Annotated in this window: 17 protein-coding genes; all 17 read left to right on the top strand. The window is 39.1% G+C overall.

The features are described from left to right. Positions 1 to 97: 97 nt before the first annotated feature. The 17 genes from AC1TO4_RS06210 to AC1TO4_RS06130 all read left to right on the top strand — a co-directional run bounded on the left by AC1TO4_RS06210 (position 98) and on the right by AC1TO4_RS06130 (position 15,755). Positions 98 to 772 (top strand): DsbA family protein, encoded by a 675-nt coding sequence (locus AC1TO4_RS06210; protein ID WP_482104608.1) that lies wholly within the window; start codon positions 98 to 100, stop codon positions 770 to 772. Next, complete coding sequence (locus AC1TO4_RS06205) at positions 772 to 1,212, top strand: disulfide oxidoreductase (RefSeq protein WP_482104607.1); 441 nt, start codon at positions 772 to 774, stop codon at positions 1,210 to 1,212. The genes AC1TO4_RS06210 and AC1TO4_RS06205 overlap by 1 nt, the downstream gene beginning before the upstream one ends. Before the next feature lie 587 nt (positions 1,213 to 1,799). Further along, positions 1,800 to 2,849: an ABC transporter substrate-binding protein gene (locus tag AC1TO4_RS06200; RefSeq protein WP_482104606.1), complete on the top strand. Its 1,050-nt coding sequence runs from the start codon at positions 1,800 to 1,802 to the stop codon at positions 2,847 to 2,849. Between the two features lie 14 nt (positions 2,850 to 2,863). Beyond that, positions 2,864 to 3,634, top strand: coding sequence for an ABC transporter ATP-binding protein (locus AC1TO4_RS06195; RefSeq protein WP_482104605.1), 771 nt, complete (start codon positions 2,864 to 2,866; stop codon positions 3,632 to 3,634). 6 nt (positions 3,635 to 3,640) lie between these two features. Next, positions 3,641 to 4,432, top strand: a complete 792-nt coding sequence (locus tag AC1TO4_RS06190; protein ID WP_482102904.1) for an ABC transporter permease — start codon at positions 3,641 to 3,643, stop codon at positions 4,430 to 4,432. 409 nt (positions 4,433 to 4,841) lie between these two features. Next, on the top strand, positions 4,842 to 5,186 hold the full coding sequence (locus AC1TO4_RS06185; protein ID WP_482104604.1) for an ArsR/SmtB family transcription factor: 345 nt from the start codon (positions 4,842 to 4,844) through the stop codon (positions 5,184 to 5,186). Positions 5,187 to 5,201: 15 nt separating this feature from the next. Continuing rightward, positions 5,202 to 6,500 (top strand): arsenic transporter, encoded by a 1,299-nt coding sequence (locus AC1TO4_RS06180; protein WP_482104603.1) that lies wholly within the window; start codon positions 5,202 to 5,204, stop codon positions 6,498 to 6,500. Between the two features lie 105 nt (positions 6,501 to 6,605). Then, on the top strand, positions 6,606 to 7,025 hold the full coding sequence (arsC, locus tag AC1TO4_RS06175) for an arsenate reductase (thioredoxin) (RefSeq protein WP_482104602.1): 420 nt from the start codon (positions 6,606 to 6,608) through the stop codon (positions 7,023 to 7,025). 89 nt (positions 7,026 to 7,114) lie between these two features. After that, positions 7,115 to 7,474 (top strand): arsenite efflux transporter metallochaperone ArsD, encoded by a 360-nt coding sequence (gene arsD, locus AC1TO4_RS06170; protein ID WP_482104601.1) that lies wholly within the window; start codon positions 7,115 to 7,117, stop codon positions 7,472 to 7,474. A 12-nt stretch (positions 7,475 to 7,486) separates the two neighbouring features. Continuing rightward, the gene (gene arsA, locus AC1TO4_RS06165) at positions 7,487 to 9,259 is read left to right on the top strand and encodes an arsenical pump-driving ATPase (protein ID WP_482104600.1); all 1,773 of its coding nucleotides are present in this window, start codon (positions 7,487 to 7,489) and stop codon (positions 9,257 to 9,259) included. Between the two features lie 83 nt (positions 9,260 to 9,342). Then, a complete protein-coding gene (locus tag AC1TO4_RS06160; RefSeq protein WP_482104599.1) occupies positions 9,343 to 9,768 on the top strand; it encodes a protein-tyrosine phosphatase family protein in 426 nt (141 codons plus the stop codon). 30 nt (positions 9,769 to 9,798) lie between these two features. After that, on the top strand, positions 9,799 to 10,077 hold the full coding sequence (locus AC1TO4_RS06155) for a HesB/IscA family protein (RefSeq protein ID WP_482104598.1): 279 nt from the start codon (positions 9,799 to 9,801) through the stop codon (positions 10,075 to 10,077). A gap of 51 nt (positions 10,078 to 10,128) precedes the next feature. Beyond that, positions 10,129 to 11,514 carry an NAD(P)-binding domain-containing protein gene (locus AC1TO4_RS06150; RefSeq protein WP_482104597.1) on the top strand — a complete coding sequence of 462 codons (1,386 nt, stop codon included), beginning with the start codon at positions 10,129 to 10,131 and terminating at the stop codon, positions 11,512 to 11,514. A 293-nt stretch (positions 11,515 to 11,807) separates the two neighbouring features. Beyond that, positions 11,808 to 13,058, top strand: a complete 1,251-nt coding sequence (locus AC1TO4_RS06145) for a benzoate/H(+) symporter BenE family transporter (protein WP_482104596.1) — start codon at positions 11,808 to 11,810, stop codon at positions 13,056 to 13,058. A gap of 251 nt (positions 13,059 to 13,309) precedes the next feature. Further along, positions 13,310 to 13,804, top strand: a complete 495-nt coding sequence (locus AC1TO4_RS06140) for a DinB family protein (RefSeq protein WP_482104595.1) — start codon at positions 13,310 to 13,312, stop codon at positions 13,802 to 13,804. Positions 13,805 to 13,831: 27 nt separating this feature from the next. Next, a complete protein-coding gene (locus tag AC1TO4_RS06135) occupies positions 13,832 to 13,978 on the top strand; it encodes a hypothetical protein (RefSeq protein ID WP_482104594.1) in 147 nt (48 codons plus the stop codon). A gap of 439 nt (positions 13,979 to 14,417) precedes the next feature. Then, positions 14,418 to 15,755, top strand: coding sequence for a gluconate:H+ symporter (locus AC1TO4_RS06130; protein WP_482102915.1), 1,338 nt, complete (start codon positions 14,418 to 14,420; stop codon positions 15,753 to 15,755). The last annotated feature ends 41 nt before the right edge of the window (positions 15,756 to 15,796 follow it).

Genomic DNA, 15,796 nt, shown 5'->3' with positions numbered 1-15,796 from the left:
GAAGACATAACCGCGTATGTATATGAAATTGTATTGGAATTTAATTCGAAAATCGAATCGACAAGTACGTAGAAAAATAATAGAGAAGAGGTATTTGATGAAACAGAATAAGTATTCAAATATGAAATTTGTAGTTGTATTAACGCTTGTGGTAGTAGTGATATTGGCCGCAGTCGCAGTACTAAGCAATAAACAAGAATCATTGCCAACAGAAATAAAGCAATTCGATGTCACTGGGCAGCCCACATTTGGGGAGAAAGATGCTCCTGTAACGGTTGTTGAATTCGGTGATTTTAAATGCCCTTCATGCAAAGCATGGGGTGAAATGATTTATCCGAAATTAGTAGAGGATTATATCGAAACAGGTAAAGTTAAATTTTCATTCGTGAACGTTCTATTCCACGGTAAAGAATCGACTTTAGGGTCGATTGCCGCTGAATCTGTTTATGAGCGGAACCCCGATGCGTATTGGGCATTCCATCAAGCGCTGTTTGATGCACAACCTGTTGAAAATCATAATGCAGAATGGATAACACCTGAAAGAATTCTTGAAATTGCAAGTGGTTTCCCTGAGATTGATCAAACATTGTTGAAAACAGATATTGAACAGGAAGCGACTATGAAAAGCGTTAAAATCGATGAAGATTTAGTAAGTGAAGCCGGTGTTTCCATGACTCCGTCCATTGTGATAAATGGGAAAATGATAGAGGATCCCTTTGATTACGAAGCCATTAAGACGGCAATAGAAACAGAGATAAAGGATAAAGACTGATGGGGAATAAAAGAACGAAATCCACACCACAAGGATTTTTATTATATGGTGCTTGGGTTGTCTCACTTGTTGCAACGTTTGGAAGCTTGTACTTCAGTGAGATTAAAGGGTTTATTCCATGTGAGCTATGTTGGTATCAGCGGATTTTCATGTACCCCCTTGCGCTAATACTAGGGATTGGAACTTTCCAGAATGACAGTTCCGTTAAAAAGTTCGTACTTCCATTAGCGCTTATTGGGGGAAGCATATCTCTCATGCATTATTTAGAGCAGAAGATACCAGGCTTTGGAGGCTTCAAGCCGTGTGTGAGTGGTGTGCCTTGTAGTGCCCAATATATTAATTGGTTTGGGTTTATTACAATACCATTTTTAGCATTAGTGGCTTTTGTGATTATTGCTTGCTGCATGTTTTTCATAAAATCAAAGAAACCAATTGAGTAAATAGCTGTATGAGTGAAGTCAAAGAAGCGACGTTGTCGTTCCTTTGGCTTTTTTGTCTGTATGAAAAAAGTAAGACTCAATCAATTATTTTTGAAAATACAAATAGGATTTCGTTTACACTTAGATTTTGAATTGGAGGCTATTTTAGGCTGTAATTTATATGTTAGATAAACAGAGATATTTCGATAGCCAAATCTTGTATAAATACCCAGTAATTAAACCCTGTTTTATTTTAGACTAATCGAATAATAAATTTGTACAATAATAAAAGAGCTCTAATTCCGATGATACTAATTAGCTGCGAGTCACCTGTATAGACTGCACTGAAATCAGAAAAACAGACATATACTATGTGAAAATATACAAATCTCCTATTTCTGCTAAGAAAACTTTAAATAGTCGATATAATTCAGATATAACATACAATTGTGTACCTATTTGTGCTATTCTAAAAAGTATTGAAAGTTGAGTTTGAAAAGTGGCGAATGGACTTTTATTGAATTTATCAATAATTTAAGGTTTTTTCTGTTGTTTTTTGAGTCAATTAGTAAATGAGTTGTACTATTATAATCTGGAGGTAAGAAGGCATGAAGAAAAGAATCTTATTTACACTAATTACAGTCCTTTTTTTAGCAATTGGACTAGCAGGATGTGCTGAAAGCGAGTCGACAAAAACGGCAGGTTCTGATGCTGAAAAAAGTACTGATCAAGCACCTATTGAAATCGGAATGCTGAAATTGACAAGCTCAGCGCCTCTATTTATCGCACTTGAAAAAGGTTTCTTTGAGGATGAGGGAATCGATGTCAAAGCAAAATGGTTTGAGGCGGCACAACCGATTGCAGTTGCAACAGCCGGAGGGGATGTTGCAGTTGGGGCTACTGGAATTACAGCGAGCTTGTACAATATGGTTGCTAGCGGGGAAAAGTTAGTTATTGTTGCTGATAAAGGGCGAGAGCAGGAAGGTTATTCATCTTCTGCAATATTAGTGCCAAGTGATTCGACTGTAAAAAGCGTCGAAGAGTTAAAAGGTAAAAAGATCGGGATTACACAAACCGGTTCTACATATCATTATATGGCTGGAAGACTATTGGAAGAATACGGGCTTACGACTAAAGATGTCGAACTAGTTCCGCTAAACAGTATTCCGGGTCTTATGGATACGCTAGAGAGTAAACAAGTGGATGCTGTTTTATTGAATGAACCAAATGTATCTCTTGCCGTTGAAGAAGGCTATGGTAAAGTGATTGCTCAAGTAGGAGAAGAGATCGAGTATCAAACTTCTGGGATCTTCTTCTCACAAGCTTTTGCTGAGAATAAAGATGCCGCTACACGTTTCCTAAAGGCATATGCAAAAGCAACACAATATTACTATGATGCTGTATTGACAAAAGAAAACGATGAGATTGTACCGGGTGAAAATTATGATGAAGTCATTTCTATCATCGCTGAATATACAGACCAAGAACCAGCTATTATTGAAAAAGGTCTCCCTTATATGGATCGGGATGGAAAACTTCTTGAAACAGATATCCAGACACAAATCGATTGGTATGTGAAAGAGAAGTTAGTGGACACATCGATTGATGCATCCGACATTGTTAACATGGAATTGCTTGAAGGAGCGTTAGCTGAATAAGGGAAGTGAAATAGATGAAAATTGTCATTGAAGATGTAAAAAAAATATTTGGCGATAAAAAAAAGGGTGAAGTTTTGGCGCTAGACAATATAAACTTCTCTATTGAAGATAAAGAGTTTGTTGTATTAGTAGGGCCAAGTGGATGTGGAAAGTCGACGCTTCTAAATATTGTCGGCGGCTTATTATCACCGACGAGTGGTACGGTATATTTTGAAGGTGTAATGGAAAAGAAGCCGAATTTAGCAATTGTTTTTCAGGAGATTGCTTTGTTGCCATGGCGTACCGTTTATGAAAATGTTATTTATGGGTTAGAAGAAAAAAAGGTAAGCAAACAAGAGCAAAAAGAAAAAGGCGATTTTTATATAGATATGGTTGGTTTAACTGGATTCAAAGATTCATATCCAAAACAATTGTCCGGTGGTATGAAACAGCGAGTCGGAATTGCGAGGGCTCTTGCAGTTGAACCGGATTTACTGCTGATGGACGAGCCGTTTTCTGCATTAGATGCGCAAACGAGAACGCTGATGCAAGAGGAGTTATTGACGATTTGGAATCGTACGAAATTGAGTACGCTTTATGTGACACACAACATTCAAGAGGCTGTTTATTTAGCGGATCGAGTTATTGTTTTATCTAGACATCCGGGACAGATTAAAGAAATTATTACGATTGATTTACCTAAAATGGGAAGAAATGAAGAACAACACAGAGCCAAATTTGAGCAATATGCAGATGATATTTGGCAGCTTATTCGTCAAGATGCTGAGGAAGCGCTAAAGGAGTGAAAATGAATGACTAAACATAGACAAATAATTACCAACCGCGTTGCTTTTCTTGATAAAAAAGTTCCACTTTATGCTTCTTTTTTAGGTTTAGTCGGTCTAATTGTGCTGTGGGAAATTATATGCAGCTTGAACATTGTCTCTCCTTTATTTTTGCCGGCGCCTTCAGCAATTGTCGTTACAGGTTGGGAAATGCTTGTGAGTGGCGAAATTTATGAGAACCTGGTTCCAAGTCTATACCGAATTGTTGTTGGATATGTTATTGGATCCATTTTGGGTATTTTAATCGGCCTAATCCTTGGTTATTCCAAATGGGCAGATGCAATCGGAACACCGATTGTGTACTCGATTTATCCAATTCCGAAAATCGCTCTTTTGCCGTTATTCATCTTATGGTTGGGTATTGGCGAATTATCAAAAGTGACGATTATCGCATTGGGCGTCTTTTTTCCAGTCGTCATTAATACGTTCTCTGGTGTAAAGAATGTTGATCCTATCTTGATAAAAGCGGCAGTTACATTTGGATCGGGTCCATTTAACCTCATTCGTAAGGTTATTTTACCTGGCTCACTTCCGATGATTTTTGCAGGTCTAAAACTTGCTGCAGGGACGTCACTACTGTTGCTTGTCTCTGCAGAAATGATTGCAGCGCAAAATGGTATAGGGTCAATGGTATTACATTATGGTAATTTAATGATTACAACGAAGCTTATGGTAGGGGTACTGGTTTTATCCTTACTAGGATTGAGTTTTAATCGATTTCTTCAGTGGTTGGAGTATAAGCTCATACCATGGAAGTGAAATAAGTTAGTGAAATTAGTAAATCTAAAGGATTAGTTCTTGTTGCTATCGACAAGAACTAATCCTTTTGTCATCCCAAAAATTACGGTTCAAATCTTTGAAGTACGTAGCCTAATTATTTTTTCTTACGGAGCTGACCCCATTTGAAAAAATAGATTAAGATTATGACTCAATGTGGTTCGAACTGTTAAGAAGAAAAATGGGTCTAGAGGGTGTTTGATTTTAGGTATTTAGTGAATAGTACAAATTTAGTCAATGCCCATGCGGTTTTTCTTTGCTATTTCTATAATTAATCGAGTGCGTAAATTGTTCTTCTTTTTGGAAGAAATGAATTTCAAGGGAAGTATAAAACATACTTGCATATATAAGCATATGGTTATACAATGATGATGAAGTGGAGGGATGATACATGACAACAGGAACAATTGATCTGCAGCGAGCATCGCAATTATTAAAGTTGCTCGGAGATCCAACTCGTTTGACGATGATGAAGTTACTTAAGTCACACGAATGCTGTGTGTGTGAATTCGTTGAGATTTTTAAGATGAGTCAGCCGGCGATTAGCCAGCACTTACGTAAACTTAGAGATATTGAGTTAGTGAAAGAAGAACGTAGAGGTCAATGGATTTTCTTCTCGATTAATGAGAATCATAAAGATTACCCGTTTATTCAAGGCATCCTTGAACATCTACCGGAACAGAATGAATCAATCGCTGAGCTGGAAGTTAAAGGGCTTCGAGTTTGTTGTCAATAAGGAGGAGAAAGAACGTTGGTTTCAGTTATAATGGCATCATTGATTTTCATAATCACACTTATTTTTGTTATTTGGCAGCCTAGAAATTTATCAATTGGCTGGTCTGCATGTATTGGTGCAGTAATCGCTTTGTTAGTGGGCGTAGTTAATTTTCAGGACGTTATCGATGTTACTGGGATTGTATGGAATGCTACGCTTGCTTTTGTTGCAATCATAATTATCTCATTAATATTAGACGAAATTGGTTTCTTCGAGTGGTCTGCCCTACATATGGCTAGATTGGCTAAAGGTAGTGGGATTCGGATGTTTGTGTATGTCAGCATTCTTGGAGCGATCGTTGCTGCTTTGTTCGCAAACGATGGGGCTGCCCTTATACTAACGCCAATTGTGCTTGCGATGGTACGAAATTTAAATTTCAGTGAAAAGATGATTTTTCCATTCATCATTGCCAGTGGTTTTATCGCAGATACGACTTCGTTACCATTGGTAGTAAGTAACTTAGTTAATATTGTTTCAGCAGACTTTTTCGATATCGGATTTGTCGAATATGCCTCTAGAATGATTGTCCCAAATTTATTTGCATTAGTTGCGAGTATTTTAGTGTTGTTGTTATTCTTCCGTAAAAGTATTCCAAAAGACTATGATGTCTCAGATTTAAAAGAACCGAAGGATGCTATCAAAGATATAAAGTTGTTTCGCCTATCTTGGGTGATATTAAGCGTATTACTCATTGGGTATTTCTCTAGTGGGTTTACGGGATTACCTGTATCTATTATTGCTGGTCTTACGGCGATATTCTTTATGGCCATGGCACAAAGAAGTCCAGCTGTTCAGACGAAGCGAGTACTTAAAGGTGCACCTTGGTCCATCGTATTCTTCTCTGTTGGGATGTACGTTGTCGTCTACGGATTGCGTAATGTCGGTCTAACAGGCGTTTTGGGTGATGTTATTCAATTAGCAGCCGATCAAGGACTCTTTGTAGCAACGATTTCGATGGGCTTTATTGCTGCGATATTGTCATCAATTATGAATAATATGCCTACGGTCATGATTAACGCGTTAGCTATCTCAGAAACGACTACGTCAGGTCCTATTCGCGAGGCTTTGATTTATGCAAATATCATTGGGTCGGATTTAGGTCCCAAAATCACGCCAATCGGTTCTTTGGCCACTTTATTGTGGTTACATGTTTTGTCTCAAAAAGGTGTAAAAATCTCTTGGGGTACCTATTTTAAAATCGGTATTATCTTAACAGTTCCTACACTGCTGATTACACTAATCGGCCTTTATCTATGGCTGTCAATTATACAATAAAACACCAATCAAAGGGGATTCGTCCCCACCTGATTGTTAGTTGAACCATTCGGGCTTTTACTACCCGTTCATGCGGGATAAATCATAAAAAAGGGGATCTTCATTATGTCGAAAAAAACACTCTATTTCTTATGTACAGGTAACTCATGCCGTAGCCAAATGGCTGAAGGGTGGGGCAAAAAGGTTCTTGGTGAAGAATGGAAAGTTCTTAGTGCTGGGATTGAAGCTCATGGCGTTAATCCAAATGCTATAAAAGCTATGAATGAGGTTGCTATCGACATTACTACTCAAACTTCAGATATTATTGATCCGCAAATCTTAAATAATGCAGATTTTGTCGTCACGCTTTGTGGGGATGCTGCTGACAAGTGTCCGATGACACCACCCCATGTAAAACGTGATCATTGGGGGTTTGATGACCCTGCAAAAGCAGAGGGAACAGATGAAGAAAAATGGGTATTCTTCCAGCGTGTACGCGATGAAATAGGTGCAAGGATTGCACATTTCTCTAAAACAGGTGAATAAGTCAAAGAAGCCGTGGATTCACATCCCGGCTTTCCTTTACCAAATTGAATAAGGATATCATTATGTAGTAATGAAAGGGTTGTTTGATAATGACAAAGGTTGAAATTTTTGATCCTGCAATGTGTTGTTCAACGGGGGTCTGCGGACCAGGTGTTGATCCAGAATTAACGCGTGTCGCATCCGCTGTCTACTCACTTGAAAAACAGAAATTTGATATTACACGCTATAATCTCGGGAATGATCCGGGTGCATTTGTAGACAATGCAGTAGTAAATAAGGTGCTTCTTGAAAAAGGACCAGATGCTCTTCCTCTGATACTTGTTAATCATGAAATTGTAAAAGTGGGTGCCTATCCGACAAACGAAGAGTTAGCAGAATGGCTTGATGTAAAGACAGCTGAACTTCAGGATAAACCACGTGTACGTGTTTCTGTCAAGTTTGACAAATAAGGGGGAATAACCATGTATCCATTATTCAATCCTAACAAAACCGTACTAACCCCATTTTTGTTTTTTACTGGAAAAGGCGGTGTCGGGAAAACATCTACAGCTTGTGCAACAGCAGTGACACTCGCCGACCAGGGGAAAAAAGTACTTTTAGTAAGTACCGATCCTGCTTCAAATTTACAGGATGTCCTCGATGTAGAATTGACGAATGAACCGATAGCTATTCCGAGTGTAACCAACTTATTTGCTTGCAATATAGACCCGGAAGCATCAGCGAAAACATACCGTGAACAAGTTGTTGGTCCTTATCGGGGTAAGTTGCCAGATGCTGTTCTCGCAACAATGGAAGAACAGTTATCGGGTGCTTGCACAGTTGAAATTGCTGCATTTGATGAATTTTCTCATCTATTATCCGATGAAGATGTGTTAAATCAATATGATCACGTATTGTTTGATACTGCGCCGACCGGGCACACACTGCGTCTTTTACAATTACCAACTGCGTGGACCGGGTTTTTAGAAGAAAGTACACACGGTGCTTCCTGCTTGGGTCCACTGTCAGGTCTTGGAGAGAAAAAAGAGTTGTATGCGAAGGCTGTAGAATCTCTTTCTAATCCAGAAAAAACGACCCTAATTTTGGTGTCGCGTCCGGATGTATCTTCTTTAGTTGAAGCGAATCGGGCTTCTTCGGAGCTGAAAGATATCGGTATTCAAAATCAGATACTTATCATTAATGGGCTTCTTCAGACGCATCATCCCGAAGATGAGGTGTCAACCGCGTTTTATGAGCGACAGCGCCGTGCATTGAAGGAAACACCCGAAGCATTAAAACAGGTTGTGACATTCTCCCTTCCAGTCGTTTCATATTCATTAACAGGAGTTGATAACCTTCGGCACTTATTTAGTTCTTACACGATTACTGAATTTGAGGATGAGAGCCTCGCAAAAGAAACGATTCATCTTCCTGGATTAAATAAAGTAATCGATGATTTTTCATCGAAAAACATACGTGTAATTTTCACAATGGGTAAAGGTGGGGTTGGCAAAACATCGATTGCATCTGCAATTGCGATCGGCCTTTCTGAGAAAGGTCATCGCGTACACTTGACTACAACAGACCCTGCAGCGCATCTCGCATACGCATTTGAAGGTAGCGTTCTGGGAGACAACCTGACGATTAGCAGTATTAATCCAGAAAAAGAAGTAGAAAAATATAAGCAAGAAGTACTTTCGACAGCTGGAAAAGGACTGGATGAAGAAGGGCTTGCCTATTTGAAGGAAGACCTCGAATCGCCATGTACGGAAGAAATTGCTTTGTTTAGAGCATTTGCGGAAGTTGTGGAGAAGTCGGAAAATGAAATCGTTGTGATTGATACAGCACCGACCGGTCACACATTGTTGTTGCTCGATTCGACGGAAGCGTATCACAAAGAAATGAGCCGTTCGAATGGTGATGTACCTGAAAGTGTGAAGAAGCTTCTTCCGCGTTTGAGAAATCCAGAAGAAACTGGTGTAGTCATTGTGACTTTGGCCGAAGCTACACCGGTTTTAGAAGCCGCTCGATTACAGGAAGACCTTAAACGTGCCCAGATTGACCCGAAGTGGTGGATTATTAATCAAAGCTTGTACGCAACGGATACAACTGATTTTGTCTTAAGAGGGCGTGCACTTTCTGAAATAGAATGGATTAAAAAAGTGAAAGATGAATTAGCCTCGCAATGTGCAGTGATCCCGTGGTTGCATGAAGAGAAGATTGGCTACAACAAATTAAAAGAATTTATTCTGTAAAATTTTAGAGGTACAGCACAGTAGTAATCCTAAGTTCTCTGTGAGGAACATTGGAGGTCAACATTGAGCGAGGTGAAAGAAGGATGACGACAAAAAAATATCAGGAATTAATTGATGGTATTTTTATTGGCAGTGCAGATGATGCAGTGGATATTATGAAGAATGAAAGAGTAGATGTAATCGTAGATTTACGTGCAGAATCCACGAATATTTCATCGGATAAAAATCAATTTCAAAGTCCAATTGTAGATGATGCCGATCAGCAGGATGGATCTGTTAAAGAAGCTATCAATTTGGTCGTCAACTCTTATAATTATGGAAAGAAAGTTTTCTTTCATTGCGGTGAAGGCAGTAACCGAACAGGTACTGTGGCTATCGGAACACTATTAGCCCTTGGCAAAGCGGACACAATTGCTGAAGCGGAGGAAAAAGCGAAAACAATTTGTCCTAAGATTAATGTGAAGTCAGCGATGAGAGACTCATTAAAAAGAATATTCCCCGATGCCTAGTCTGGATGTAAAAAGAAGGAGAGAAAAATAATGAATATCACAAATGAAGCCAAAGAGTATATTCAATCACTTTTGAAAGAGCAGCAAGCTAAAGGACTCAGGATCTATGCTATTGAGGGTTGCTGTGGACCGCAAATCGGTTTATCTCTTGATCAACCTGAGGAATCGGATACTGTTTCTTTGATAAATGACATTCAGGTTGCCATTTCCACGTTAGCTTTAGGGCTTCTGAGCAATTTAACACTGGATTTTGAAACTGAAGGTGAGCAATCCGGACTCGTCATGGTTGGTGCGCCGAATAATTGTTAATACAAAAGAGCTCATTCAGTGAGCTCTTATTGTTCTTAGGAGGTCTGTAAAATGATAGGACAAAGTAATATACAAATAACGAATGGGAACTGTTGTTCAACAAATACTGTGCCACTGCATATCGAGCTCATCGAAAAAGAAACGAGTTCATTGCCTGTCGTCATTATTGGTGCAGGTCCAGTTGGATTAGCCGCAGCTGCACATTTGGCTAAGTCAGGTGAACAGTTTCTGGTTTTGGAATCTGGTAGAAACGTTGGAAACCATATACTTCAGTGGGGACACGTTCGATTATTTTCGTCATGGCAATACAATGTTGACAAAGTCGCCCGTGAGCTACTTGAAAAACATGGATGGGACGCCCCTACCCCTGATGAGCTGCCAACAGGAAAGAAATTGGTGGAGGATTACTTAGAGAAATTGGCAAGTTTACCGGAAATCCAGCCGTACATTCATTTGAATACCAAAGTGTTAGCCGTAAGCAAAAAAGGGTTGGATAAGATGAAGTCAATTAAACGTGAAAATGTTCCGTTTGTTCTTTACTGTGATCAAAATGGTAGTACTGAACAAATTGAGGCAAAAGCTATTATCGATGCAACAGGAACATGGGGACAACCAAACCCTGTAAACGCGGATGGTGTATGGACGAAGGAAGAAATTTCTTTACAAAACAATATTCATTATGGGATACCCGACATTAACGGTAAAGACCGAGAGAAATATACAGGTAAACGTGTAGCTGTAATTGGTGGTGGTCACTCCGCAATCAATACAATTTTAGAATTGACTAAACTCAACGAAAGCAATTTCAATGAAATCATTTGGATTCTTCGGAAAAATAATGTTGAAGAGGCTTATGGGGGTGAAGAAAAAGATGCTCTCCAAGCAAGAGGGGAACTTGGATTGAAAATTCATCAATTGGTGAATTCCGGACGTGTCAAAGTTTATACGCCATATCAAGTTCAAAAAGTTTTGATGGAAGATGATTCATTGAAAATTTTTGGTAAGTTTAAAGGTGAGAGTCTTTCTATTGATAGGATAGATGAGTTGATTGTTAACACTGGAAGTCGCCCTGATTTCACATTCTTAAATGAAATCAGATTACAAATTGACTCTGCTACTGAAAGCGCTGCAGTACTGGCTCCGTTAATTGATCCCAACATCCATAGTTGTGGAACCGTTCGTCCCCATGGGGAGAAAGAATTAAGACAACCAGAGAAGGACTTTTATATTGCTGGTATGAAGAGTTATGGAAGAGCACCGACGTTTTTAATGGCAACTGGATATGAACAAGTGCGATCAATCGTGGCTTATCTGACGGGCGACTATGAATCAGCAAAGAAAGTAGAGCTGGACTTACCTGAAACAGGTGTATGCAGTGTAAACCTTGCATCAACAAAACAAGAACAATCTTGCTGTAATGCAACACCTAGTTCTTAGGGTGTTTTAATGGAAAAATGGACAAAGATGCACTTAACAAAGAGTCTACTTCTGGTAACTCTTGTTAAGTGTTTATTTGTCATTGCGATACGAACATGTAATCTTACTTTAGTATCTCCTATTATTTACAGTTATCGAAACAGGGTTTAATATCGCTGAATGCATTTTTTTAACATCTTCAAATTTTTTAGAATTGGGACTTTTCACTCTTTTTAATCAGAATACCCACAATATTCGAAAAAATGGTGTATATTACTAGGAGAAGTATTGGTAGATTTAGGGGGCTAGGGGGAATGAAGGGAAAATTTTTACTCTCAAACATTAAAGATTTACGTCAGAATCTAAATGGGAGTACGGTTAGTGCTGGCTTAGTTGCAGCAATATTTGGGTGTACGGGCCCTGCTTTGATCATCATTGGAGCTGCGACAAGTGGGGGCTTGACGTATGCTGAAACCATTAGTTGGATATTTGCTGTTTATTTTTTTAGTGGATTGCTCGGTATGTTTTTATCTATAAAGTATCGTCAGCCCATCGCAGGTGCACATTCGATTGCCGGAGCAGTATTAGTTGCAGGTGCTTTGACTCATTATTCATTCCAAGAAGCGATAGGGGCTTACCTATTTGCCCATATCCTAGTAATTATTCTCGGTGCGTCGGGCTTAATCGACAAAGTGATGAAATGGATACCGGTTCCAATTGTCATGGGTATGATTGTTGGCGTGATGATCCGTTTTTCGACGGAAATGATCACGTCGGTTACTATTTCTCCCGTACTAGCTGGTTCAGCTATTCTAGTTTTTTTACTTTCCACACGATTTATGAAAAAAATCCCGCCTGTTTTATCAGCTTTGCTTGTCGCGGTTTTGTTGGCCTTCATTACGAACGAATTTCAGATTCAGAACATCCAGAATGCATTCATTCTTCCACAGTTGATCATACCCGCATTTAGTTTTGATGCTTTACTGTCGATCGGAATTCCGCTTGCATTACTTATTATCTGTACTGAAAATGCTCAAGGGTCAGGTGTATTAATGGCTCAAGGGTACAAGCCCCCAAATAATGCGATGGCGATTTACGGTTCAATTTTTGGTGTAATCGCTTCGTTTTTCGGCGCTCATGCTATTAATGTCGCGGGACCGATGACAGCGATCTGTTCCGCTGAAGAAGTAGGGAAAAAAGAAAGTCGGTATGCTGCAGCCGTTGTATGTGGAGGATTATTCTCGGCTTTTGGACTGTTTGCGGCTGTAGTCGTTCCGCTTGTGATTGCCATGCCGGGTGTAATTATTAGTGTAATTGCTGGTCTTGCGATGCTAGGGGTACTTATGAATGCACTCAAAATAGCCTTTTCAGACAGTAAGTTTCAAATGGGTGCTTTTTTTGCCTTAATAATAGGCATGTCAGGTGTGAGTTTCTTCAATATTGGCGCACCATTATGGGCAATTATCGGAAGTTTATTCGTCTCTATTGTTGTTGAAAAAGACCATTTTGTATGGAAAGCAAAGGTAGAAAAAGTGATAGGATCGAAAGTGGAAACGACCGTTTAAACATTTGCATTCAATTGAGTATCAGGTACCTCTTTTTCAACGGCCACCCGTTTGATAGGTGGCCGTTATTTGATGCTAATGTATCAGTCACCTTTGTTAAAAGGTGTGGGATGCCGAAGTAGAATGCTGAATTCATGGCATTAAATGTGACTCTATTAAATGATGACTTGCGAAAAAATAGAAAAGCTTATAATGTAGATAAGTAAACAATAACGGAAAAGTTTTTCGGGGTAATAAAAGGAGCAAATTAAATGGTGTTGGGAAAAAATACTGTTATTCGAAAAGAGTTATTTAAAGCAATTGAACCATTGACAGATGAGCAGTTCAATAAAATACCTTCAAATGGGGGATGGTCTCCAAAACAAATCTTCGAACACCTAGCGAGAATGGAAACAGTGATTGCGACTAATATTGCCAGAGAACTTAATAACCCCGATAGTCTAAAATGTATGAAAAAACCGATAGCATTGTCTACGATTCGCTTAATGAAAGTAAAAGCCCCGGAGTATACAGCTCCGACAAAAGAGTATAAATCAAAAGTAGAAATGAAACATGAACTCTATCATTCCCGTATCTTCTTATTAGATGTGTATGAAACAAGCACAAAAGAAGTGCTCCGTGATAAATCACTCAAACATCCGATATTTGGACAAATTCCATTGAGTCAATGGTTTCTATTTGTCGGATTGCATGAAAAACGTCACTTGAAACAATTGAAAAAAACAATTGAAATGGACGTTGAGTGACTTTCATCAGCCAGGGGACGAGCATTCATGGGTTGGTCAAGTGGAGCAGTAGGTCCGGTAAGAAGAATCATTGCATTGAAGAAGAGCATCGGGAGAACTTTGCCGATGCTCTTTTGCAGTTACTCTCTTTCGATAACGGAATTCCAAGTTCATCCGCAAATTCGTAGATTGTAATTTCCTTAATTCGGAAATTATATTAGGTGAAAAAAGTTTTAGATACATAGTAAAAATGAAAAAGAGCCAAGCATGAGAAGAGGATATTTCACAGAATTGAATTTTTATTTGATATTGAAAGCACTTTCATTATATACTGAGTGAAGTAAATCGGTTTACTAAACCGATTTATCTGAAAACAGATGAGAGTTAAGAGCTTTTCTTTCAGAGAGAGGTATTTGTGGTGTTGTCTACTATTTGTGTGTAACGCTAGGCAACGCATAAATTATGCAGGATAATCCGCAAATATCGAAAGTGATGATTAATTGGTTTGGAGTAAGCGGTTACAAGGTTACTGTGCTTGACTGACCATCAATAATTAGAAATGTCAGTCCACATGCGCAAAAGCAATTCGAAGCTATTAGAACAAACTGAAAGTAGACTTGGGGGGAGAATAAAGATGGATTGGATTATAACTTATTTACCGCTTATTTGGGTAGCTCTTGGGGTAGCGTTGCTTCTTTACTTGAACATCGTGGTAAAACTGAATAGTGTACTTGCCCTTTTGATTGTTGCGATATTGGTAGGTATTTTAAACGGGTTAACATTAGATATGGTCGTCGTATCGATAAAGACAGGTTTTGGAGGAACGCTCGGAAGTTTGGCAATCATTATCGGAATGGGTGCTGTGCTTGGTAAATTAATGGTGGATTCCGGTGCTGCTCAACGGGTAGCTTCTACCTTATTGAACAAGTTTGGCGTAAAGAATGTTGAATGGGCAATTTTAATTGTTGGTGCCATTTTTGGTGTCTCAGTATTTTATGAAGTGGCGTTTATCATATTGGCACCACTTGTCATCAGTATTGCAATTGAAGCGAAAATTCCATATTTACGCTTAGGTATCACGATGGTTGCCTCGGCTACAATGGCGCATAGTATATTCCCACCACAACCTGGTCCAACTGCACTTGTTGAGGCTTATGGTGCAGACATGGGGATGGTTTACATATTGGGACTGATCGTAGTCATTCCATCAGTAATTGCAGCAGGTATTATTTTACCTAGAATGCTACGTAATTTGGATCGTCCTGTACCACCGATGTTGAAGAAGCCGAAAGAATTTGCTGAAGATGAAATGCCTGGATTTGCTGTAAGTATAATTGTACCGTTATTGCCAGCAATCATCATTACATCGGCAACGATTTTGGATTTCTTTATAGAAGAAGGAACGATGTTCTATCAAATTATTAATTTCCTTGGTAGTGCCGAAATTAGCATGATTCTCGCTGTATTGGTTGCCATTTATGTATTCGGCATACGCAGAGGTAGAACAATGCCGGAAGTTATGAATTCGTTCTCAGGTGCTATTGAAGGTATTGCGATGATTATCTTCATTGTTGGTGCTGGTGGAGCTTTCAAACAGATCATTTTGGATACAGGTATTGGTGACTTCATCGCAGGAATGATGGAAAATACAAGTGTATCGCCATTAATTATGGCCTGGGTCATTACTGCAATGTTACGTATTGCTACGGGGACGGGTGTTGTTTCTGCAATTACTGCTGCAGGTATTGTGGGTCCGCTAATTCATACATTTGATGTGAATCCTGTATTAATGGTTTTAGCAACAGCGGCAGGAAGTAATACAATTACTCACGTAAATGACGCATCCTTCTGGTTGTTTAAAGAGTACTTTAACTTATCCATTAAAGATACGTTTAAAACCTGGGGCCTGTTATTATTCACGACCTCGGTCGTTGGTCTTGGTGTTGTACTACTGCTTAGTTTGTTTATCTAATAAAAAACTGTCATTCAAGTCCACGGTAATGGATTTGGTTG

The sequence above is a fragment of the Sporosarcina sp. Y838 genome, from assembly GCF_056786515.1.
This window is presented reverse-complemented; position numbering and strand designations above follow the sequence as displayed.